This is a genomic window from Planotetraspora silvatica (assembly GCF_016863315.1).
GTDB lineage: Bacteria > Actinomycetota > Actinomycetes > Streptosporangiales > Streptosporangiaceae > Planotetraspora > Planotetraspora silvatica.
This window is the reverse complement of record NZ_BOOQ01000003.1, coordinates 60,795-81,132: the sequence shown is the minus strand read 5'-3', so window position 1 is coordinate 81,132 and position 20,338 is coordinate 60,795. Positions and strand designations below refer to the sequence as shown.

Below are 20,338 nucleotides of genomic sequence, written 5' to 3'. Positions count from 1 at the left end.
GGTCGCACACGTTACCTTCAGCGAGGTACGGCTCGGCGCGACAGTCGCAGGAGGTCTTGTGAAGTTCCAGGTGAACCGCGATGTTCTCGCCGACGCCGTGGCGTGGACGGCTCGGGTGCTGCCGGGCCGTCCGGCCGTTCCCGCGCTGTCGGGACTGCTGATCGAGGCCGGCGAGGCCCTGCGCGTCTCCGCGTTCGACTACGACGTCTCCGCCCGCGCCGACGTCGAGGCGGAGGTGGCGGAGCCCGGGCGTGTCCTGATCCCCGGCAAGGTGCTCGCCGAGATCACCCGAAGTCTGCCGAACCGGCCGGTGGAGATCGTCCGGAGTGGATCCGAGGCCGTGCTGACCTGCGGGAGTGCCGAGTTCGGCCTGCTCACGCTGCCGGATGAGGACTTTCCGACGATGCCCGCCATGCCGTCCAGAGTCGGCATGGTCGGCGGCGGGGTCTTCGCCACCGCAGTCGGACAGGTGTCGGCCGCCGCGAGCCGCGACGACACGCTGCCCATGCTGACCGGTGTGCGGCTCGACATCGACGGAGTTCAGATGTCGATGGCGGCCACCGACCGCTATCGGATCGCCGCCAGGGAGTTCCTCTGGCATCCGGAGCGAGAGGACGAGAGCCGGGCGGCGATGGTGCCGGCCCGGGTCCTGGTCGAGGTGGCCCGTTCCCTGCGTGGCGGTGAGGTCGTGATCGGCCTCGACGACAACGTGGCCGGATTCGAGAGTCAGGGCCGCACCACCACGGTCCGGCTCCTGGACGACCAGTTCATCGACTACCGGTCCCGGCTGTCCGAGCAGTGGGCGATCCACGCCGACGTGGAGGCCGCCCCGTTCGTCGAGGCCATCAAGCGGGTGGCGCTGGTGGCGGAGCGCAACACGGCGGTGCGCCTGTCGTTCTCCCAGGGCCAGGTGCTCATCCAGGCCGGGGGCGGTGAGATCGGGCGAGGAGCCGAGGTCCTGGAGGCCGAGCTCGAGGGTGACGACATCCAGATCGCGTTCCAGCCCCATTTCCTGCTCGACGGGCTGGTGGGAGTCGAGACCGAGCGGGTCCGGCTCAACATGGACTCGCCGACTCGTCCGGCGTTGATCGCCAACGAGGGTGACGATCCCGACTTCCGCTACCTGGTGATGTCGCTCCGCCTCGGCTGACCCGGCACTCCGGCCGGGCCCGCCTGGGGCGGAGTGATCAGGCGGTCAGATCCTGCGACTCGGTGAGCGCGATGAGGATGTGCTCCATGCACGCGTGTCCTGCCCGCTCGGCCGCCGCCGAGTCGCCGGCGACGATCGCCCTGAAGATCGCGTCGTGGGGGATGTAGTTCTGCTCCAGCGTGCCGCCCGCCGCCGCGATGCTCGCACGCAGGGCCGCGGAGAAGTCGATGTAGAGGTCGGTCAGCACGCTGTTGTGGGTCGCCTCGACGACCGCCACGTGGAATGCGAGGTCGGCCTCGACGAACCTGTCGGGCTCCCCGCTCGCCCAGGCCTTCTCCCGCTCGGCCAGGGCCGCCTCGATGGCGACGATGTCCTTGTCGGTGCGCCGGGCCGCGGCGAGCCTGGCCGCCTCGACTTCGAGGGCGCGCCGGACCTCGAGGATCTCGAGTTGTTCCGCCGTCCGAAGTCGTCTCGCCATGGCGCCGGACAGCTCGCTGATGGCCCGGACGTAAGTGCCGTCGCCCTGGCGGCATTCCAGCAGTCCGGCGTGGGTCAGTGCGCGCACGGCCTCACGAACCGTGTTCCGGCCCACGCCGAGGTGCTCGGCCAGCACGGTCTCAGTAGGGATCTTGCCGTGCATCTGCCAGGAGCCTGAAGTGATCTGCTCCTTCAGCTGGTCGATCACCTGGTCGACGAGAGACGCTCGCTGCGCCGTCCGCAGACTCACAGTCCGCCTCCTCTTGGGAAACACCAGTCATCCCATGATTGAATGACTGGCCGACCCCAATTATTCCAGAGCCTCCGGAACGCCGGAGCTCCAGGGAGGCTAACGGGTGAGCACCGCCGCAGCGGTGGAGCCCGGAATGTTCACGTGGATGCCGACGGCCTCCAGCGCCTTACGATATGCCTTCGCCTGTTGATCAATAGATCCGGCCTGTCCCCACAGGTCACCGAGCTGACGCCAGGTCTGCGCGGTCTCCCGGTCGGGGGCCTCCGTACGGGTGTCGAGCAGATCCTCCGCGCGCTGGAGCGGTCCTGCGGCGTCTTCGGAGCGTGCCAACGCGACTTCGGCGAGAACCAGATGCGCGTCGGCCGCCGTCGTACCGGGCGAGTCGGCGAGCACGTCCAGCGCCTGACCCGCCGCGCTCAGCGCGCCGTCCGCCTCACCTGTGCGAAGCCGTACACGTGACAGCGCCACGAGGCTGCGCGCGTGATCCAGCTTCTCGGCGGGGAAGCCGGCGAGGACGCGGCTCGCCGACAGGGCGAGTTCGTTGGCTCGATCCAAATCGGCGCCTTCGGGACTTGCCGCCGCGAGCCGAGCCCACTGCACGGCGATCCTGGCGCACCGGATGGCCATGCGCGCGGACCGTCCGGCTGCGAGAGCGTCGTCAGCGAGCTGCACCGCCAGAGCGGAGTCCTCGCCGTCGGCCGCGGTCACGCTGGCCTGCCAGAGATCGAGGGCCTCCGACCTGCGGTCGACCGCCGACGGCACTCCGGACGCGGCCAGGACCCGCTCGACGTACGGCAGGCCGGTCTGGGTCTCCACCAGCGCGAGGGCCAGCTCGACGGCGATCTCGCCGTGGACGAAACCGAGGCGCTCGACCTGGGCCAGCGCATGAGCGCCGAGGTCGCGGGCGCGGAGCATGTCGCCCGCCCTCTGGTAGCACCGGCAGAGCGCCACAGTGAGGGGGAGGTCGGCCAGACGCTCGGGGTGGGCGGCGGCCTCACGGCGGAGCCGCTCGTACGCCTCGACGGCGCGGCCGGTCCGGCCCTGCGCGTCCAGCGCGCGAGCCCTGCCCAGCCGCGCGTGCGCGGCGAGCATCGCGTTGTCGTCGCCTGCGGCCTTGACGATGTCTCCGAACCGGTCGGCCGCAACGACGGGATCGCCGTGATACAGCTCGAGCTCGGCATGACGCAGGCCGAGCTCGGTGTCGATGCGCTGCCGAGGTTCTATCCCGTGAAGCAGGAACTCGGTGGTGCATCCGAGTCGCTCGGCGAGGAGCCGCGCGACGACCGGCGTAGGCGTCCGCTTTCCGGACTCGATGAGTGAGACATAACTGTCGGACAGGTCAGGCCCGGCCAACTGGGCTTGCGACATGCGCCTGCTCAACCGCAATCCGCGGACGCGGTCACCGATGGTTCCCTGACTCGGCATTGGATCTCTCAGGGCGGGGGAATGGTCAATGGTCTCGCCATAATGGCACGAAGCGACCGAATCGTGTAACCCTCCGTCAAGAATCACGACGGTGAAGGTTCGATCACGAGACGCTGTGTGTCAGCTTTCGCGCTCGTCAGTCGTCGTCGTCCTTGCTGGGGAAGATCATCTGACAGACCTCCAGGTACAAGGTCTCCGGATAGGGGATGTAGGGGACCGACCGCAGCGCCTGGTCCTGGCCGGCCGACTCCAGGACGAACTCTCCGTAGCCGAGCAGCCGCCCGAGCAGCGACCGCTGGAAGCTCATGTCCGTGACCTTGCCCAGCGGCATCATCGCGACCTTGCGCGTGATGAGGCCGGTGGTGAGGAGCATGCGCTGTGACGTGACGACGAAGTAGTCGACGGACCACTCGGCTACTTTCCAGACGAAACGGATGAGTAGCAACAGCCAGGCCCACCAGATGATGACAAGGGCCTCACTTCCCCCCGTGCCGCTCAGCCACTTGCTGAGCAGGCCCGCGAGGATCAGCCCGCCGAAGATCTCGGCGACGGGCCGGAGGAGCACGGCGGGATGGCGCCGAACCATGATGACTTGTTGTTCGTGGGGGAGGAGGTAACGGTTGACCGACGACGGGGCTGAGTCCCCGTGGGTCACAAGTCTCATGTCAGCTGCGCGAAGAACTGCGCCATCGAGTTACCCGCGGTCACGAGCCCGTTGAACGCGCCGTGGACCGTCTGCGCCGCGTCTGCGGGCTTGTTCAAGAGGTAGAAGGCCGCCATCCCGATGGCCCCCCACTTAATCAGCTTCTTGGCCTGCACTGCCGTCACCACTCCCATGAGCTATACATTACCCAGGCCGCTAGTTCGGTAAAGCGGCAAAATATGAATGTCGAGCCATGTCGATATAGAGCGGCGTCACCCCCGCTCCGCCGCGGCGGTCGCGAGAACCTGGAGATGCTTGCGCGCGATGCGCTCCACCAGGCTCGGCGGGGCGTGGCCTGTCACTTCCACCGCACCGTGGTGCGCGGCTTGGACGCAGCGATTGACGGTGGCCGCCGGGTGAATGCCGGCGAACTCGTCCCTGAGCATGGCCTCGACCTGCTCGTACTGCTCACTGTCCGGAAGCTGACTCATGACTCTCCCCGCTGGCGCGTCCGCTCGCGCGAGGGCGAGGCGACGTCGTCTATTACTCTGTGTACCCGAAAGGGTGCGCAGAGTAACTATGGCGCGGGGAGACGCGAGGGGAGATCAGACCACGCCGTAGAGGCGGTCTCCTGCGTCGCCGAGGCCCGGCATGATGTAGCCCTGCTCGTTCAGCCGCTCGTCGAGCGCCGCCGTCACGAGGCGGAGGGGCTTGCCCGAACCCTGGAAGGCGGCGTCCATGTGCGCGATGCCCTCGGGAGCCGCCAGCAGGCAGATCGCGGTCACGTCGTCGGCGCCGCGGTCGAACAGGAACTGGACCGCCGCGGCCAGCGTGCCGCCGGTGGCGAGCATCGGGTCGAGCACGTAGCACTGACGTCCCGACAGGTCCTCGGGCAGCCGGGTGGCGTACGTCTGGGCCTTGAGAGTGGACTCGTCGCGGATCATGCCGAGGAAGCCGACCTCCGCGGTGGGCAGGAGGCGGGTCATCCCGTCGAGCATCCCCAGGCCGGCGCGCAGGATCGGTACGACGAGCGGCACCGGACGTGCCAGCCGTACGCCGTGGGCCGGGGCGACGGGGGTGTCGACCGTCGCGTCGACGACGCGGACGTCACGCGTGGCCTCGTAGGCGAGTAGGGTGACGAGCTCGTCAGCAAGGCGCCGGAACGTCGGCGAGTCGGTCCGGACGTCGCGAAGCGTGGTCAGCTTGTGAGCGACGAGCGGGTGATCGACTACCAGGGTCTCCATGGCTAAAGAAGTTACCGTCCCCTGGCGGAGCCATCGACGCCGCCTGACTCTTTTGATCACAATTTGGGGCGAGCGCCGGACGGTGGGACTCCGAGTCTGGGACCATTACCTGACGTGAGGACCATGCCCGTAGGGATGACGATGACAGACGTGGATGCGCTTGACTTCGCCATCGTGGTCTACCGCGAAGACGATCAATGGGAGGCGGAGATGCTTCCCGTGGCGCTCACCTCCGACCTGCGTGGCCTGATCCACGCGCTGCGACAGACGCCGAGCATGGGGACCACGATTGGCCTGGTCGCCGTGGGGGATGACTTCTTCGTGGCATTACGGCTCTTTGGTGATGAAATAGGCATTTTTCTCTCCGACATCACCGCCTCCTGGGACTGGCCGCTCGCGCAGCAGGTCCTCGAGTACCTCGATGTGCCCGTCCCCGAGGAGGAGGAGCTCGACAGCGTCCTTCCCGCGGGAGACCTGTCGATCTTCGCCGACCTCGGGCTCGACGAGATGGAACTCGGAGCCCTCTCCGGAGATCTCGACCTGCTGCCGGACGAGGTGCTGTCGAGCATCGCCGCACGGCTTGGGTTCTCCCAGCCGTTCGAACGCGCCGTCGACGCCGCCATCGGCTGACCTCGGGAGACGGCCATGCCCTCCAGACCGAATCTCTTTTCCGCCGCCTTCGTGAAGATCGACGGTGGGTGGAGCGGGACCGAGGTGGATCTCGGCGACGTCGAGATCGCCGACGATCTGACCGACTCCGTCCATGAGGCGCTCGGGCTCAATGGCGATGAGCTGGCGCTGCTGTACGTCGAGATCGAGGACGAGTGGTTCGCGATCGTCCGCTACGACGGTGACGCGGACCCCCGGATGTTCCTCTCCGACGCCCACGCCGCGCTGGCGGACCCCCTCGGGGAGATCTTCGCCGAGCTCGCCGGTGTGGCCATGGACAAGGACACCCCCGACCTCGGCGTACGGCCGGCCGGGGACTTCGAACTGCTGGCCGACTTCTCGCTGTCCGCCGAGGAGTTGCTGGAGCTCAGCATGGAAGAGGGCGCGCTCCCCGCGGACGTTCTGGCCGTGATCGCCGAACGCCTCTCCTTCGCCGACGAGTTCGATCGGCTGCGGTGAACGGCTCGTCTCCGGAGGACTTCGAGGCCGCCATGCGGCTCGCTCTGGCGCAGGCCGTACGAGCGGGACGGCGTGGCGAGGTTCCCGTCGGCGCGGTCGTGGTGGACCGGGACGGCTCGGTGTTGTCGGGGGCTGGCAACGACCGGGAGACGAGCGGCGACCCGACGGCCCACGCCGAGGTGCTCGCCCTCCGCGCCGCCGCCGAAGCGGCCGGACGGTGGCGGCTGGCCGGCTGCACGCTCGTGGTCACTCTTGAGCCCTGCACCATGTGCGCCGGCGCCGCGGTGCTCGCCCGGGTCGACCGGGTCGTGTACGGCGCGGCCGACGAGAAGGCGGGGGCCGCGGGCTCCGTCTGGGATGTGATCAGGGACCGCCGGCTGAATCACCGCCCCGAGGTGGTCATGGGGGTGCTGGCCGGCGAGTGCGCCGCCGTTCTCAGGGATTTCTTCGCCGACCGCCGTCCCTGACGGTTCGGTTCCCCTGGCGGCGCCGTCGTTTTCGACGCTTTCGCCGGGACGGTTTTCTGAGCTTTCGCCGGGGCGAACGGATGCGCGGACAGGTGTGTTCGTCCGGTAGGCTACTGCGCGGTGGAGTCGCCTAGTGGCCGAGGGCGCACGCCTCGAAAGCGTGTGATGGGGCAACCTATCCGTGGGTTCAAATCCCACCTCCACCGCCACTGAAATTGAGCCGCTGACCTGCGTTCACAGGTCGGCGGCTCTTTTGCTTCCCACGCCATGGGGGCGCTCACGAGAGGAACCGCCGCGGGTTGCTGACCGCGCTGGAGCGGGCCGGCCTCGTGCTGGGGTCGGGACCTGGTACGGCGTGCGGTCGCCCGCGGGTTCCGCGTGGTCGAGGTGCCGATCACGTTCGTCGAGCACGGGGTCGGCAAGATGACTCGGGCGATCGTCGTCGAGGCGTTCTGGCGTGTCACTGCTTGGGGGCTGACATCCCGCTTGGGGACGCGACGAGCCGAGTGAACCCTGGCGCGGGGCGTGCCGCGAGCGGAAGTGCCGGTAGAGAGGCCCATGCGGAGACCCCCCGCCCTCCCGAGAAGGCAAGCGGGCGTCATGCCGCCTGGCTCACGCCGGCTACGACATCACCCGAAATGACCGTTCCGGCGGGGGCACGGTACGCTGCGCCGCTACCGGCGCATCCTTTTCGGACGACCGAGAAACTGATTAAGGAGCGGGTGTGTCCCTAGCTACCAGCCCAATAGAGACTGCGGCGCCGAGCCGAAGTAAATGGACATGGAGATCGATCGCACCAGAGCATGCCCTGCTGATCCTTGTTGCTCTCGGCTATTCCATTGCGGTGTTCTTGAGGACGTCGCAGACGATGGGGATGCAGTGGGATGAGGTCGTCTATGCCAGCCAGATCGTGCACGACGTTCCCAACGTTATGTTCAGCGCGCCGAGGGCGCGTGGAATGCCTCTGCTGTTGGCGCCTGTAGGCCTGTTCACGGCGTCGGTCTTTGCCATTCGCGTCTATCTGGTCATCCTCGCCGGCGTCCTCCTGTATGCGGCGTTCATGCCATGGCTCTCCTTATTTCAACAGGGTGGCAAGAACTGGCGGTACGTGCCGGCGCTGGCCGCAGGACTGTTCGCCACGCTGTGGATGACGGTGCTTTACGGCGACATGGCCTACCCGAATCTGTGGTTGGCCTTCACCTTGATGGCCGGAACCGGCCTATTCTTCCGAGCGGTCAGCGCATCGAAAGCCACTGTCGGAGCGATGTTGTGCATCGTGGCCGCGTTCGCGGCAGCGTCGCTGCTACGCCCCACGGACTCTCTGGCCGCCGCGGCGCCGCTTTTCCTTGCCTCTGTCGTCATCCCGGCCTGGCGACGACTCCGACCGATCGGTGCCGTTGCGGCGGGCTTGGCGGTCGGGTGGGGCGCATGGATCATCGAGGCGTTCATCAGCTTCGGCGGCCCAATTGCGCGGTTGCGCGGTGGTGCGGAGGTCAATGAAGGCGGACTGACGTGGAGCCTGCCGAGATACCTCGACGCGCTGGACGGAAAGTATCTGCTCTGCCGACCGCACAACCTGTGCGACGGTTTCGAGCTCTCGAATTCCCTCTGGTGGCTTCTTCTGCCGGCTTTGGTGGCACTGGCCATATACCCGGCCCGCCGGCACGGTCACCTGACCCGAATCCTGGTCACGATAAGTTGTGCGCTGGCTGTCGCACTGCCCTACTGGCTGCTGATCGACTATGCCGCGCCGCGATTCCTGTTGCCCGCCTACGCCCTGCTTTCGATCCCGATCGCATTTGGAGTGGTGTGGCTCCTGGCGCGGCGCCGTACATGGGCGCGAGTGGCGATGGCGGCGATTGTGACGAGCCTCATCGTCGGCCACGTGGTCGTGCAGCAGGTGCCGTTCACCAGGGCGAATGATGGAGTGATCGAGGAAGGCCGCAACCACACCGCGCAGGCCAAGTTCCTCCGTGAGAAGTATGGGGTCCATGCCCCATGCCTGATCGTCGGTGCCGGTGCGATCCAACAGGGATATCCCCTGCGATGCAGGTCGGAGTATGCCACCGAGGAGACCCTTCCGAGCAAGGAGCCTCTGATCGCGGACGCGATTGCGCACGGTAACGATGTGATCGTGCGGATGAGGGGAAAGGAACATGTACCCGCGTTCATGGCTGATTGGCGCCGTCTGAAATTGCCGAACAGCACCTATGTCGCGTACCTGCCCAAGCCCGTCAGTCCGTAGAAGCACCGACAATGAGCCGCCGGCCTGCGTTCACAGGTCGGCGGCTCTTTTGATTCCCGGCTGGCGGGGCGCCCCGGCCGAGGCCCCGAGCACCTGGTCCGACGGGCGACGTTCCCGGCCCTGCTCCAGTCGTATGTTGTAGTCGATGCTCACGCCGATCGGCATCGACCCCTCTTCGCGGCACGACCCCGGGGTCCGGCGGCGATCGTCACGCTTTAGCCGCACCGGGTCGACGCCGAGCGTGGAGGAACTCATCCAGAGGAGAGCTCATATCGCGCAGGATAGAAAATCTAGCTAAAAATTAGTACAAAGCGGATAATTTCGGCCTGGCGTCCTCGTGCGGCCGGCTGCCACGCGGGCGTCACTCTGAGTCCGACCCCTGCCCGGGGCGGCTCGATCCCTCAGGACTGGATGTCGAGGATCCTCGCGTGCAGGACCGATCGCTGGTGCAGCGCCGCCCGCAGGGCGCGGTGCAGGCCGTCCTCAAGGTAGAGCTCACCATTCCACTGGACGACGTGCGGAAACAGGTCGCCGTAGAACGTGGAGTCCTTGGCGAGCAACGAGTGCAGATCCAGCACCGCCTTCGTGGTGATCAGCGTGTCCAGCCTGACCTGTCGCGGTGGAATCTGCGCCCACTCGCGATGGGACAGGCCGTGTTCGGGGTAAGGCCGTCCGTCGCCGACCAACTTAAAGATCACGGTACGTAGTTTAAGAGAGGAATGACGTCGATTTCCTCCGGGCCCGTTTCTTCGGCACGGTGCATCAGATGCCTCCGGAGAAGGTGTCGCAGCGCGCGGGGTCGCCTGACTTGTAGCCGTTGGTGAACCACTTGGTCCGCTGGGCCGAGGTCCCGTGCGTGAAGGCGTCTTGGTCGATGCGCCCGCTCGTCTGCTCCTGGATGCGGTCGTCGCCGACCGCCGACGCCGCGTCGAGGGCCTCACGGATATCGGCATCGGTGAACGGCTTGGCGTAGAAACCGGTGCTCACGGCGTTGCGGGCCCAGATGCCCGCGTAGCAGTCCGCCTGCAACTCCAGTCGCACGGACGCGCCCTCCGCGCCCCGGCCCTGGCCGACCCGGTTCATGGTGCCGAGCAGGTCCTGCACATGGTGGCCGTACTCGTGGGCGATGACGTAAGCCTGGGCGAACGGCCCTCCCTCGGCGCCGAAACGCGTCCGGAGGTCGTTGAAGAAGTTGAGATCCAGATAGACCTTCTGGTCTGCGGGGCAGTAGAACGGGCCGACCGAGGAGTCGGCGGCGCCGCACCCGGTCTGCACGCCGCCCGAGAACAGGACCGTCTTGGCGGGGGTGTAGCCCTGGATCTTTCCCCCCCAGTAGTCCTGGATGCTGTTGACCACCCCGACGACCCTGCACTTTTCTGACTGGTCGGCGTCGGCCCCGGTGCGGCATTGCTGGCTCAGATCCGAACCCGGCTGAAGCCCGGTGGGCTGCTCGGCTCCGCCGGTGATGTCGCCGGGATTCAAGCCGAAGATGAGGGCCAGGATGAGCGCGATGATGCCGGCGGCTCCGCCGCCGATCGCGATCCCACCGCGCGGCATACCGCGGCCTCGCCCGCCGACGTCTTCCACCTGCGACGCGTCGAGTCGCGCATCGTCGTCGAAATCCATCTGTGACGCTCCCAAATGTGGGCGCGCTGATCGCGCGGTAGATGTTGTCGCTCCGCGCGTTCTGCCCTCGATATGGAAGACCATTCACCGATCGGAATCCGGGCGGCCGTGGCGACGGCGGCACGACATGCGCCATCGGACCGCTCAGGATGAAGTAGCAGGCCAACGGCGAACGCCATTACCTGCGGCGGATCGCTCATATTATTGGCCATTTTTATAGGGGTTTGTGGCACTATGCCGGTGTGGCGCAGACGTCCGATCGGGCAGTCGGGGAACTCGGCGGGAGTGCGCCGGTGTCGGTCAGGGACCGATTGGTGCCGCCGATGCCGGGGAGCCCCCTGTGGGGATGGCTCGGCCCGCTGATCGTCGCGGTCTTCGGAGGAATACTCCGGTTCAACCGTCTCGGCACTCCGCATGCGGTCGTGTTCGACGAGACCTACTACGCCAAGGACGCCTTCTCCACTATCACCTATGGCGTCGAGCGGCAGTTCGTCGACGGGGCAGACGCCCTGATGCTCCGAGGGAGCACGCAGATCTTCAAGACCTGCCCCACCCCGGAACAGTGCGGGGCCTTCGTCGCGCATCCCTCGCTCGGCAAGTGGATGATCGGCCTCGGCGAGTGGCTGTTCGGTCTCACGCCGTTCGGCTGGCGGTTCATGGCCGCCCTCGTGGGGACCCTCTCACTGTTCGTCCTGGCCAGGGTGGCCCGCCGTCTCACGCGCTCGACCATGCTCGGCTGTCTCGCCGGCTTCCTGCTGGCGCTGGACGGCCTGCACTTCGTGTTGTCCCGTACGGCGCTGCTCGACGTCTTCCTGATGTTCTGGGTGCTCGCCGGGTTCGCCTGCCTGGTGGTCGACCGGGACCGCAGCAGGGAACGGCTCGTCGACTGGTACCAGAGCTCGGCGGTGACCGCGCCCGGCCCCCGGCTGGGGCTACGGCCGTGGCGTCTCGCCGCCGGACTCTGCCTGGGGGCCGCGCTGGCCACCAAGTGGACGGGTGCGTTCTTCATCCTGGCCTTCGTGATCATGACGCTGCTGTGGGACGCGGGGGCCCGCCGGGCGATCGGCCTGCCGCAGCCCTATCGGACGGCATGGCGTCTGGACTGGCCACTCGGCATCGCCTGGACGGCCGTCGTGCCTGTGGTGACGTGGATCTCCTCGTCCGCCGGGTGGTTCGCCACGGACAAGGGCTGGGGCCGCAATTGGGAGCAGGCGACCTCGAACGGATGGGCCTTCTTCGTCTTCGACTCGTTCCGGTCCTGGATGGGCTATCAGGACCAGGTGCTCGGCTTCCATGAGGGGCTGACCACCCACCACGACTACCAGTCGTCCCCCTGGCAGTGGCCCTTGCTGCTCAGACCGGTGTCGTTCTACTACCAGACGCCGACCGGGGGTTGCGGCGCGGACACCTGCTCGTCGGCCGTGCTGGCGACCGGCACCCCCGTGATCTGGTTCGGGGCCGTGGCGGCGCTGATCGCGCTGGTCGCGTGGTACTTCAGCACGCGCGACTGGCGGGCGGGAGCCGTCCTCGGCGCCTATCTGGCCGGGTGGGCGCCGTGGTTCTACTTCGCGCTGGCCGACCATCGGACCATGTTCCTGTTCTACGCACTCCCGATGGCGCCGTTCATGATCCTGGCGCTCGTGCTGGTGGCAGGGCTGATCATCGGGCCCGTGGGGGCGTCCGCGAGGCGCCGGGTCGGCGGCACCTCGGTGGTGGGCGCGTTCGCCCTGCTCGCCCTGATGAACTTCTGGTGGTTGTCACCCGTCCTCACCGCGACGACCATCTCCTATCAGGACTGGTTGTGGCGCATGATTCCGCGCAGCTGGGTCTGACCGGCCGCTTCGTCTTCTCGTTCAATGCTTCTGGATCTGCTGGAACCAGCGCAGCACCAAGGGCATGGAGCGGTAGGCGGAGGTGTTGTGGTCGACGTCGCCCACATCGGTCAGTGACACGTCGGCGCCCCGGGCGCGCAGGTCTCGCAGGCAGTGCTCGGCGTTGGCGAAGGCGACGTCCCCATCCCCCTTGGCCCCGTAGAGGCGTACCGGCACGCGGGGACTCCAGTCGGTGCAGGTGGTGTCGTTGGCGCGCATGGCCTTGAGCAGGGCTCCGGTGGGGTGCTCGAGCCGTCGGACGAACCCGTCGGTGAGCAGTTCCCGCGGGTTCTGCGGCAGCCCGGCCGCGATGTCCTCGAACGCGTGGTCACCGTCGAACAGCTTCTCCATCGTCGTGTCGTACGGCGCGCGGAACACCTGGTCAGGGGTGTCGTAGAAGGGGTAGACGCGGTTCATCGAGACGATCCAGTAGGCGAGGTAGAACGTCGAGCTGAGCGGGTCCAGGTCGCCGGAGAGCGCGGCGGGAAGTTCGGCGCCCTCCACGTCGTAGGGGCCGCTGATCGGTGCGAGCGCGGTCAGCCGCAGGTGGGCGTCGGCGCCACGTTGCAGCGCGCGGCCGAGGGCCATGGCCGCCTGGCCGCCCTGGGAGAACCCGGTGGCCAGGACCTGGCCGTTCAACGTCTGCCCGTGGCGGGCCGCCAACGTGCGAGCCGCACGCAGAAGGTCGACGGACGCCGTCGCCTCGGACTCCGCGTGCATGTAGGGATGGAATCCGGGGCCACTTCCCAGGCCGAGGTAGTCGGGGGCGACCCCCGCGAAGCCCGCTGAGGCGAAGGAGATCGGTATCGCCCGGCCGTCGCCGTCGCTCTCCATGGACGGTGCGTCCTTCCGGGTGGGCATGGTGCCGTGTTCGTAGATCACTGTCTGGATGTCGCGCCGCCGCTTCTGCGGGAGGGCCACCACGCCGCTGGCCGTCGTCGGTTTCCCGTCCACCGTGACGGTGCCGTACACGAGGGTGTAGAGATCGACGCCGCCGACGGACTTGGGGGCGGGAAATCCGGTCTTGCGAAGATAGGCCGTCACCTGCTTGCCCGAAAGACGCTCCACTTTGGTGGCCGTCAGCACCTCGCCACGATCGGGTCCGGCCGCGACAGCGTGCGGACGTGAGGCGGCGGGGGAGGTGGCGGCCATGGCGACCGTCGCGGCGGGGACCGTGAGGACGCTGGTGGCACATGCCAGAGCAAGCAGACGGCGGGTGAAGGGAAGGTGTGATCGCATGACCCCGACGTTAGGGACGGTGACGATCACGCCCCCAGCCTGCGCGCACCCACATCCGGGGTAGTGCCTGCCCTACCAGGCGCGTCGATGACCGGACATATTGCAATTAATGCGGCGCCCAGCGCAGGATGCGGGTGATCATGCTGAAGGGAGTCGGGCGCCTGGCGATGGTGACCCACCCTCAGGTACTGACCCGAGGGCTCCTCACCCTTGCCGGGCCGGCCGACTCGCCCGCCTAGAGGGGGTCACGTGGACCTCCCTGTCGTGGGACACGCCGGGAGCAGGGATTGAGCACACGATGAGGACGGAGACAGCGAAGAGGGGCCGACTTGGATGGGGTCGGCCCCTCTTCGTTCTGCCTCAACCAGGCGCGGAGGATAGGAGATTCGAACTCCTGAGGGGTTGCCCCCAACACGCTTTCCAAGCGTGCGCCCTAGGCCAACTAGGCGAATCCTCCGCCGAACAGCTTAGCGGACGTTCGGCCATGTAGTGACCCTGGTTTTCGCGGGTTTTCACGGCCTGCGCACCCGCCCGGAGTGGTTAGACTGTGCCACGGACCCCTCGCGCGGCGTCATCCTGTGAACCTCCCCAGGGCCGGAAGGCAGCAAGGATAAGCGGGCTCTGGCGGGTGCGCGAGGGGTTCTTTTCAGTTAGCGGGACCGCCCGCCGGGTTGAACCCCCGAGGAGACGGCATGAGCCTTGCGCTGTACCGCAAGTACAGGCCCGGGACGTTCGCCGAGGTCAAGGGGCAGGAACACGTAACAGAACCGCTGCGCCAGGCGCTTCGCAGCGGCCGGATCAACCACGCCTACCTCTTCAGCGGTCCCCGCGGTTGCGGCAAGACCTCCAGCGCCCGCATCCTCGCCCGATCCCTGAACTGCGAGAAGGGCCCCACGCCTGATCCCTGTGGCGAGTGCGACTCCTGCGTCGCCCTGGCGCCCACCGGGCCCGGCCACCTCGACGTCATCGAGATCGACGCCGCTTCCCACGGTGGTGTGGACGACGCCCGTGACCTTCGTGAGCGGGCCTTCTTCGCCCCGGTCGCCGCGCGCTTCAAGATCTACATCATCGACGAGGCCCACATGGTCACCCGTGAGGGCTTCAACGCGCTTCTCAAGCTCGTCGAGGAGCCTCCGCCGCATCTGAAGTTCGTCTTCGCGACCACCGAGCCGGAGAAGGTCATCGGGACGATCAAGTCCCGCACTCACCACTACCCCTTCCGGCTCATGCCGCCGACCACGCTCCGGCAGCTCATGGAGGAGATCCTCGAGTCGGAGGCGGTGCCGTACGAACCGGCCGCGCTGCCGCTGGTGGTCCGCGCCGGCGCGGGCTCGGCCAGAGACTCCCTTTCGATCCTCGACCAGCTGCTGGCGGGGGCCGACGAGGGCGGCATCACCTACCAGCGCGCGGTCTCCCTGCTCGGCTACACCGACGGTGGCCTGCTCGACGAGGTGATCGGCGCCTTCGCCAAGCACGACGGCGCGCAGGTCTTCCAGTCGCTGAACCGCGTCATCGAGGGGGGGCACGACCCTCGCCGCTTCGCCATGGACCTGCTGGAGCGCTTCCGCGACCTGGTGATCCTCGCGAACGTCCCCGAGGCCGCGGGCAACGGCCTCCTCGACCGGCCCGCCGACGAACTGGCGAGCCTGCAGGCGCAGGCCGCCTCCATGGGGCCCGCCGAGCTCACCCGGGCCGCCGAGGTCTTCAACGCGGGGCTGACCGAGATGCGTGGGGCGACGTCCCCCCGATTGCTCCTCGAGTTGATGTGCGCCCGCGTCCTGTTGCCCGCCGTCGACCAGGGCGAGGCCGCGGTGTTGGCACGCCTCGAACGTCTTGAGCGCGGTGGGGTGCCCGCGGCCGCGTACGCGGCGCCGGTCCCCGTGCCGCCGCCTGTGTCGCCGGCGGTGCAGGTGCCCGTTCAGGCTCATTCGCAACCACAGGCCGCACCGGTTACGTCGGCCTCCAGGCCCGAGCCGTCCGCTCCCGCCGCGCCGGTCCCGGCGGCAGGCCCCGCCGCTGAACCCGGTACGGCCGTCGCCGCTCAGGACACCGACTGGCCCGCACCCGCGGGGCCGTCCACACAGGCCGCGACGCCCGAAGCCGCCCCTGTGGGGCACGATTCCGCCGGGGGTACGGCGGGGCCGGTGCAGCAGGCATGGCCGCGGGTTCTGGAAGCGATCAAGAACAGGCAGCGCGTCGCTTGGATGATCCTGAACGCCCAGGGCCGGTTGCTGGGCGTCGAGGGCAACGTCGTCACCGTGGGCTTCGAGAAGCCGGGTGACGTGCAGGGGTTCCTCAAGGGCAAGCGCGACGAGGTGGTGGCCGCGGCGCTCGGCGACGTGCTCGGCGGCAACTGGCGGGTCGACGTGGTCGTCGGCGGATCCGGTCCCGGCGGCGGCGGTATGGGCTCCCGGGGTCCCGCCGGCCCGTCCGGAGGGAGCGGCCCCGCGGGCGGTTCCGGCGGCCCCAACGGTCACGGCCCCGGGCCGGGCACGTCTCCCTCGCCCGGATCGCCGGTGGACGGCGGCGCGGGGACGGCAGGAGGCCAGGGCCCGGAGGCGCGGTCCTCCGCCGGGTCGCCGGGTCCGGGCTCGCAGACGGCCGGAGGCGAGGACCCGGTCCCCGCCGATACCGGAGCGGTGCAGAACGGCGCGGGCGGGGACGACGGCGCCCAGACCAGCGCTCCCCAGAACACCTCGGGCCAGAATGGTTCAGCGCAGAACGGCGCCGCGCGCAACGGTTCCGGTACGGCACGGCGCCCGCAGGCCACCCGGAACGGGACGGCGAGCCCGGTCGCGCGTGGCCCGGTCGCCTCGGGAACGGCCGGTGTGACCGACGAGTCCTGGCCGGACGAGCCGTCGGACGACGACGAAAGCCCGGGAATGGCCATGGCCGGCGCGCGGAGCGGGCCGGTGTCGAGCCCCGGCCTGGCCGCCGCGAAATCGGCTGCCAGAGCCGCCGCCCAGGCGGGACCGCGCCAGGCATGGCCCGAGTCGGTGCCGGGCCGTAAAAGCGCGTCGCCCGCGTCGGACGCCGACGACGTCGATCCGCTGAACGACGCCGACACCGAGGCGAACGAGCTCAGCGGCATGGCGCTCATCCAGCGTGAGCTCGGCGGCCGGATCATCGAGGAGATCGACCACTCCTGAGGGCAGAGGTCATCCGCCGTCGAGGCTGAGCCGTACCGAAGCGGCGGCGTGGCGCTCATCCCCCGCCGGCAGCGTCGCCACCAGGCGTTCGAGCACCTCCACGTCGTCATGTCCGGTGGTGGTCTGCGCGTAGGACCACAGGTCGTCGATCGTGCCCCTCGTCAACAGCCCGGTGCGGACCCTGGCCTCCAACTCGTCGCGTATCTGCCGGATGGCCGGAGCCTCCGAGCGGGGAAGCAGCGGACCCTGGTAGTGGCGGGCGACGCTCGCGAGGTCACCGGCCGCGAGTGCCTGCCGTACGGCGAGGAAGTCACCGGAGACCTCGCAGGTCAGCCGGTACGGCTTGGCGGCGATGGTCCGGGTCAACTGGGCCCGTAGACGGTGGATCTCGGCGCGGATGGTCACCGGGTTGCCGTCGTCGCCGTACAGGAGGAAGGAGAGCCTCTCGGCGGTCAGTCCGCGCGGGTGGGAGGCCAGCAGGGTGAGGATCTCCGCGTGCCTGAGGGATAACGGGACCCGGACGCCATCGAGGTAGGCGAACGGGTGGTCGGCCCCGAGCAGGTTCAGCGTGAGCCGGGGAACGGGGAACGAGTCCAGCGTGTGGAGCCGGTAGGCGTCGCCGAGGGGTTCGAGGAGGACGACGCGGCCGTCCGGCAGCACCATCCGGTCGCCGTTGTCGGGGAGGCGGACCCGCGCGCCGAGCCGCCGGTCGCCGGCGATGATCCGGCCGGTCAGGGTGACGAGGGTGCCGGAACGGCCCGGGCGGTGGTGGCGCGCGCGCAGCCGCTCGTCGTGCTCGCGCATCCACAACATGAGGTGGCTCTCCGCCAGCCGGGCCGCCGCGGCGATCAGGGCCACGGAGGCGGGATGGAGGGCGCGTGAGGTGCCGGTGATGTCGAGGCAGCCGAGCACGCCGCCCGAGTCCGGGTCGACGACGGGCGCGCCGGCGCAGGACCAGTCGTGCAGTGCGAGGGCGAGATGCTCGGCCGCGTACACATGGGTCGGCTTCTTCATGGCCAGGGCCGTGCCGATCCCGTTGGTGCCGACCACCTGCTCGGACCACTGGAAGCCGTCGGCGAGGCCGATCGCGTCCGCCCGCTTGCGGACCTGGTGGTTCCCCTCTCGCCAGAGGACGCGGCCGTCGGCATCGGTGATCACCATGATGTGCGCGGCCTCGTCGGCGATCTGCAGCAGAGTGTGGCGGAGCATCGGAAGGAGCCGGCTCATCGGATGGCTCGCCCGCGCGTCGTCGATCTCGTCGGTGTCGTAGACCAGCGGGGCGGCATGCCACTCGGGATCGATGCCGGCGTCGAGGGACCGGCACCACGACTCCCAGATGACCTTGCGTGGCCCACCGTCGCCGGTGCGGTCTCCCCTCATCGCCGCCTCATGTAGCCGACGGACTGACAGGTCCGGCATCCAGCACCCCCGGGTCCGTCGGGTGAAGCGTATAGAGGACGTCTCTCGACAACTGCCTAACATCCGAGACGGCATTTGCCAATCTCCAGGAGTAACCAATTGATCGCAACCTGTATGCAACGTAAGGCCGGTTACGTTTCTCTCGTCACACCGGACGGCAACGACCAGGCGTGATGGAAGGGACGGTTCCCTGCCGCTGGAGGGGGGACGGGAACCGTCCGGTCCAGGATTCCGCATGGATGGGGACTGTGGGGGTAGCGCGGTCCCCATCCGTGCGGTTCCTTACGTCATTTCCGGTTAATGCCTCTTTTCCCGTTCATCGAACGAGTGGGCTGAGGCTGCCGAGAGGCCCGGTTGGCACGAGTGTTGCGTCCTCCTGCCTGCGCCTACGGCTCTTGACCGTTGTTTGTGATTGTGCTGCCGATTGCGGGGAACACGCAGGCGCGCCAGTGCCAGAACAGCCGCGAACCCCGTAGGCTCGTCGCGACGAACACGTCGCTGGACGCTGAGGAGCGCACGATTGTGAACCCAGGGGATGTCAACCTCCAGCAGTTGCTGGAGCAGGCTCAGCTGATGCAGCAGCAGCTCGTCTCCGCGCAGCAGGAGCTCAGCGATGCGGAGGTCGAGGGAAGCGCGGGGGGCGGCCTCGTGGTCGCGACCGTGAACGGCAGCGGAGAGCTGCTCGAACTCGAGATCAGCCCGAACGCCATCGACGCGGGCGACCCGCAGGAGACCGCCGAGACGATCGCCGACCTCGTGCTCGCCGCCGTGCGGGACGCCGTTCGCGCCGCCGCGGAGCTGCAGCAGGAGAAACTCGGCCCGCTCGCGCAGGGTCTCGGCGGCGGCCTCGGTCAGCTGCCGGGGTTCTAGAAGCCATGTACGAAGGGGTCGTCCAGAATCTGATCGACGAACTCGGGCTGCTGCCCGGCGTCGGTCCCAAGAGCGCGCAGCGCATCGCCTTCCATCTGCTCGCCGCCGAGCCCGCGGATGTGAAGCGGCTGGCGCACGCGCTGCTCGAGGTCAAGGAGAAGGTCCGCTTCTGCCGGATCTGCGGCAACGTCGCCGCGGAGGCGGAGTGCCGGATCTGCCGGGACCAGCGGCGCGACCCGCAAGTGATCTGTGTCGTCGAGGAGTCGAAGGACGTCGTGGCGATCGAGAAGACCCGCGAGTTCCGTGGTCGCTACCACGTTCTCGGCGGGGCGATCAGCCCGATCGACGGTGTGGGTCCCGATGATCTGAAAATTCGCGAGCTGATGGCACGCCTGGCCGACGGCCAGGTCACGGAGCTGATCCTCGCGACCGACCCGAACCTCGAGGGTGAGGCGACGGCCACCTATCTGGCCAGGCTCGTCAAGCCGTTGGGGCTGAAAGTGACACGACTGGCCAGCGGTCTGCCTGTAGGCGGTGACCTCGAGTACGCCGACGAGGTCACCTTGGGCCGCGCTTTCGAAGGACGGAGGCTGCTGGATGTCTGAAGAGCTGAACAACCTGGCCGAACGGGTTGCCGGACACGCCCAGAACTACATCGACGGGCTGACCCGCCTGGCGGGCGGCGAGGGCGGCGACGCCATCTTGCCCCTGCTCCTGGTGGAGGTGGCGCAGGTCAGCCTCGCGGGCACTCAGCTCGGAGCGATGGAGGACGTGATCCTCAGGGGCAACGTCGAGCCCGCGCTGAGCGACGACCCCGACATCGACCCGCTCCGTACGGCTCTCGCCGCCCGCCTCGGGCCGGTGGACGACTACGCCGAGGTGTTCGACCCGTACAAGGACACGGGGGTCACACCGTACCGGCTGTCGGACGACCTGTCCGCGGTCGCGGCCGACCTGATCCACGGGCTGCGGCACTACTGGGCCGGCCGGCCGCTCGAGGCGCTGTGGTGGTGGCAGTACTCCTACTTCAACACGTGGGGGAACCACGCCGGCGCGGCGCTGCGCGCACTGCACGCCCTGGTCGCGCACACCCGTCTCGACGTCGTCGAGGAGAGCACGGTCGTCTGATCGT

At 68.4% G+C, this 20,338-nt stretch carries 21 protein-coding genes, 2 tRNA genes and 1 other RNA gene; 12 read left to right on the top strand and 12 right to left on the bottom strand.

Features of this window, described 5'->3' with window-relative positions:
* Positions 1 to 58 precede the first annotated feature (58 nt).
* On the top strand, positions 59 to 1,150 hold the full coding sequence (gene dnaN / locus Psi02_RS03570; RefSeq protein WP_203971783.1) for a DNA polymerase III subunit beta: 1,092 nt from the start codon (positions 59 to 61) through the stop codon (positions 1,148 to 1,150).
* A 37-nt stretch (positions 1,151 to 1,187) separates the two neighbouring features.
* On the opposite strand, the gene Psi02_RS03565 is transcribed toward dnaN, so the two are convergent.
* From Psi02_RS03565 to upp, 6 genes are all read right to left on the bottom strand, one after another.
* Positions 1,188 to 1,877 (bottom strand): FadR/GntR family transcriptional regulator, encoded by a 690-nt coding sequence (locus Psi02_RS03565; RefSeq protein WP_203971781.1) that lies wholly within the window; start codon positions 1,875 to 1,877, stop codon positions 1,188 to 1,190.
* Between the two features lie 99 nt (positions 1,878 to 1,976).
* Positions 1,977 to 3,305: a helix-turn-helix domain-containing protein gene (locus Psi02_RS03560; RefSeq protein WP_203971779.1), complete on the bottom strand. Its 1,329-nt coding sequence runs from the start codon at positions 3,303 to 3,305 to the stop codon at positions 1,977 to 1,979.
* A gap of 136 nt (positions 3,306 to 3,441) precedes the next feature.
* Positions 3,442 to 3,969: a PH domain-containing protein gene (locus Psi02_RS03555; protein WP_203884531.1), complete on the bottom strand. Its 528-nt coding sequence runs from the start codon at positions 3,967 to 3,969 to the stop codon at positions 3,442 to 3,444.
* Positions 3,966 to 4,142, bottom strand: coding sequence for a hypothetical protein (locus Psi02_RS03550; protein ID WP_203952781.1), 177 nt, complete (start codon positions 4,140 to 4,142; stop codon positions 3,966 to 3,968). Before Psi02_RS03550 ends, Psi02_RS03555 begins: the two co-directional genes overlap by 4 nt.
* Positions 4,143 to 4,220: 78 nt before the next feature.
* Positions 4,221 to 4,439 carry a three-helix bundle dimerization domain-containing protein gene (locus Psi02_RS03545; RefSeq protein ID WP_203952782.1) on the bottom strand — a complete coding sequence of 73 codons (219 nt, stop codon included), beginning with the start codon at positions 4,437 to 4,439 and terminating at the stop codon, positions 4,221 to 4,223.
* Positions 4,440 to 4,553: 114 nt separating this feature from the next.
* Positions 4,554 to 5,192, bottom strand: a complete 639-nt coding sequence (gene upp, locus Psi02_RS03540) for a uracil phosphoribosyltransferase (protein WP_203971777.1) — start codon at positions 5,190 to 5,192, stop codon at positions 4,554 to 4,556.
* A gap of 141 nt (positions 5,193 to 5,333) precedes the next feature.
* On the opposite strand from upp, the gene Psi02_RS03535 reads away from it, so the two are divergent.
* The 5 genes from Psi02_RS03535 to Psi02_RS03515 all read left to right on the top strand — a co-directional run bounded on the left by Psi02_RS03535 (position 5,334) and on the right by Psi02_RS03515 (position 9,032).
* Entirely contained in the window at positions 5,334 to 5,822 is a 489-nt protein-coding gene (locus Psi02_RS03535; protein WP_373317285.1) for a tRNA adenosine deaminase-associated protein, read from the top strand.
* 15 nt (positions 5,823 to 5,837) lie between these two features.
* On the top strand, positions 5,838 to 6,320 hold the full coding sequence (locus Psi02_RS03530; RefSeq protein WP_203971775.1) for a tRNA adenosine deaminase-associated protein: 483 nt from the start codon (positions 5,838 to 5,840) through the stop codon (positions 6,318 to 6,320).
* Positions 6,317 to 6,787, top strand: coding sequence for a tRNA adenosine(34) deaminase TadA (gene tadA / locus Psi02_RS03525; RefSeq protein WP_373317592.1), 471 nt, complete (start codon positions 6,317 to 6,319; stop codon positions 6,785 to 6,787). The genes Psi02_RS03530 and tadA overlap by 4 nt, the downstream gene beginning before the upstream one ends.
* Before the next feature lie 119 nt (positions 6,788 to 6,906).
* Positions 6,907 to 6,996 (top strand) — tRNA-Ser (locus tag Psi02_RS03520).
* Between the two features lie 659 nt (positions 6,997 to 7,655).
* Positions 7,656 to 9,032 carry a hypothetical protein gene (locus tag Psi02_RS03515; RefSeq protein ID WP_203971773.1) on the top strand — a complete coding sequence of 459 codons (1,377 nt, stop codon included), beginning with the start codon at positions 7,656 to 7,658 and terminating at the stop codon, positions 9,030 to 9,032.
* Positions 9,033 to 9,062: 30 nt separating this feature from the next.
* Here Psi02_RS03515 and Psi02_RS03510 read toward each other — a convergent pair whose 3' ends face one another.
* From Psi02_RS03510 to ypfJ, 3 genes are all read right to left on the bottom strand, one after another.
* A complete protein-coding gene (locus Psi02_RS03510) occupies positions 9,063 to 9,287 on the bottom strand; it encodes a hypothetical protein (protein WP_203971771.1) in 225 nt (74 codons plus the stop codon).
* Positions 9,288 to 9,433: 146 nt separating this feature from the next.
* Positions 9,434 to 9,730 (bottom strand): type II toxin-antitoxin system VapB family antitoxin, encoded by a 297-nt coding sequence (locus Psi02_RS03505; RefSeq protein ID WP_203952789.1) that lies wholly within the window; start codon positions 9,728 to 9,730, stop codon positions 9,434 to 9,436.
* Between the two features lie 64 nt (positions 9,731 to 9,794).
* Positions 9,795 to 10,658 (bottom strand): KPN_02809 family neutral zinc metallopeptidase, encoded by an 864-nt coding sequence (gene ypfJ, locus Psi02_RS03500; protein WP_203971769.1) that lies wholly within the window; start codon positions 10,656 to 10,658, stop codon positions 9,795 to 9,797.
* 242 nt (positions 10,659 to 10,900) lie between these two features.
* On the opposite strand from ypfJ, the gene Psi02_RS03495 reads away from it, so the two are divergent.
* Positions 10,901 to 12,490 carry a dolichyl-phosphate-mannose--protein mannosyltransferase gene (locus tag Psi02_RS03495; RefSeq protein ID WP_373317591.1) on the top strand — a complete coding sequence of 530 codons (1,590 nt, stop codon included), beginning with the start codon at positions 10,901 to 10,903 and terminating at the stop codon, positions 12,488 to 12,490.
* A 21-nt stretch (positions 12,491 to 12,511) separates the two neighbouring features.
* Here Psi02_RS03495 and Psi02_RS03490 read toward each other — a convergent pair whose 3' ends face one another.
* On the bottom strand, positions 12,512 to 13,768 hold the full coding sequence (locus tag Psi02_RS03490) for a dienelactone hydrolase family protein (protein ID WP_203971766.1): 1,257 nt from the start codon (positions 13,766 to 13,768) through the stop codon (positions 12,512 to 12,514).
* A gap of 371 nt (positions 13,769 to 14,139) precedes the next feature.
* Positions 14,140 to 14,225 (bottom strand) — tRNA-Ser (locus Psi02_RS03485).
* Positions 14,226 to 14,319: 94 nt separating this feature from the next.
* On the opposite strand from Psi02_RS03485, the gene ffs reads away from it, so the two are divergent.
* An RNA gene (gene ffs, locus Psi02_RS03480) (signal recognition particle sRNA small type) lies at positions 14,320 to 14,417 on the top strand.
* Between the two features lie 43 nt (positions 14,418 to 14,460).
* A complete protein-coding gene (locus tag Psi02_RS03475; RefSeq protein ID WP_203971764.1) occupies positions 14,461 to 16,917 on the top strand; it encodes a DNA polymerase III subunit gamma and tau in 2,457 nt (818 codons plus the stop codon).
* Positions 16,918 to 16,926: 9 nt separating this feature from the next.
* Here the strand turns inward: Psi02_RS03475 and Psi02_RS03470 are convergent, their stop codons facing one another.
* Positions 16,927 to 18,297: a helix-turn-helix domain-containing protein gene (locus Psi02_RS03470; RefSeq protein WP_203971762.1), complete on the bottom strand. Its 1,371-nt coding sequence runs from the start codon at positions 18,295 to 18,297 to the stop codon at positions 16,927 to 16,929.
* 561 nt (positions 18,298 to 18,858) lie between these two features.
* Here Psi02_RS03470 and Psi02_RS03465 point away from each other — a divergent pair.
* The 3 genes from Psi02_RS03465 to Psi02_RS03455 are packed head-to-tail and all read left to right on the top strand — an operon-like array spanning position 18,859 to position 20,334.
* Complete coding sequence (locus Psi02_RS03465; protein WP_203971754.1) at positions 18,859 to 19,206, top strand: YbaB/EbfC family nucleoid-associated protein; 348 nt, start codon at positions 18,859 to 18,861, stop codon at positions 19,204 to 19,206.
* Between the two features lie 5 nt (positions 19,207 to 19,211).
* On the top strand, positions 19,212 to 19,811 hold the full coding sequence (recR, locus tag Psi02_RS03460) for a recombination mediator RecR (RefSeq protein WP_203952800.1): 600 nt from the start codon (positions 19,212 to 19,214) through the stop codon (positions 19,809 to 19,811).
* Entirely contained in the window at positions 19,804 to 20,334 is a 531-nt protein-coding gene (locus Psi02_RS03455) for a DUF5063 domain-containing protein (protein ID WP_203952801.1), read from the top strand. Before recR ends, Psi02_RS03455 begins: the two co-directional genes overlap by 8 nt.
* Positions 20,335 to 20,338 lie beyond the last annotated feature (4 nt).

Coding starts and splice junctions, on each gene's coding strand:
- Psi02_RS03560 (WP_203971779.1), bottom strand. CDS start 3,305: ATGCCGAGTCAGGGAACCATCGGTGACCGCGTCCGCGGATTGCGGTTG.
- Psi02_RS03555 (WP_203884531.1), bottom strand. CDS start 3,969: ATGAGACTTGTGACCCACGGGGACTCAGCCCCGTCGTCGGTCAACCGT.
- Psi02_RS03550 (WP_203952781.1), bottom strand. CDS start 4,142: ATGGGAGTGGTGACGGCAGTGCAGGCCAAGAAGCTGATTAAGTGGGGG.
- Psi02_RS03545 (WP_203952782.1), bottom strand. CDS start 4,439: ATGAGTCAGCTTCCGGACAGTGAGCAGTACGAGCAGGTCGAGGCCATG.
- upp (WP_203971777.1), bottom strand. CDS start 5,192: ATGGAGACCCTGGTAGTCGATCACCCGCTCGTCGCTCACAAGCTGACC.
- Psi02_RS03535 (WP_373317285.1), top strand. CDS start 5,334: ATGACAGACGTGGATGCGCTTGACTTCGCCATCGTGGTCTACCGCGAA.
- Psi02_RS03530 (WP_203971775.1), top strand. CDS start 5,838: ATGCCCTCCAGACCGAATCTCTTTTCCGCCGCCTTCGTGAAGATCGAC.
- Psi02_RS03515 (WP_203971773.1), top strand. CDS start 7,656: ATGGGGATGCAGTGGGATGAGGTCGTCTATGCCAGCCAGATCGTGCAC.
- Psi02_RS03510 (WP_203971771.1), bottom strand. CDS start 9,287: ATGAGTTCCTCCACGCTCGGCGTCGACCCGGTGCGGCTAAAGCGTGAC.
- ypfJ (WP_203971769.1), bottom strand. CDS start 10,658: ATGGATTTCGACGACGATGCGCGACTCGACGCGTCGCAGGTGGAAGAC.
- Psi02_RS03490 (WP_203971766.1), bottom strand. CDS start 13,768: ATGCGATCACACCTTCCCTTCACCCGCCGTCTGCTTGCTCTGGCATGT.
- Psi02_RS03475 (WP_203971764.1), top strand. CDS start 14,461: ATGAGCCTTGCGCTGTACCGCAAGTACAGGCCCGGGACGTTCGCCGAG.
- Psi02_RS03470 (WP_203971762.1), bottom strand. CDS start 18,297: ATGAGGGGAGACCGCACCGGCGACGGTGGGCCACGCAAGGTCATCTGG.
- recR (WP_203952800.1), top strand. CDS start 19,212: ATGTACGAAGGGGTCGTCCAGAATCTGATCGACGAACTCGGGCTGCTG.
- Psi02_RS03455 (WP_203952801.1), top strand. CDS start 19,804: ATGTCTGAAGAGCTGAACAACCTGGCCGAACGGGTTGCCGGACACGCC.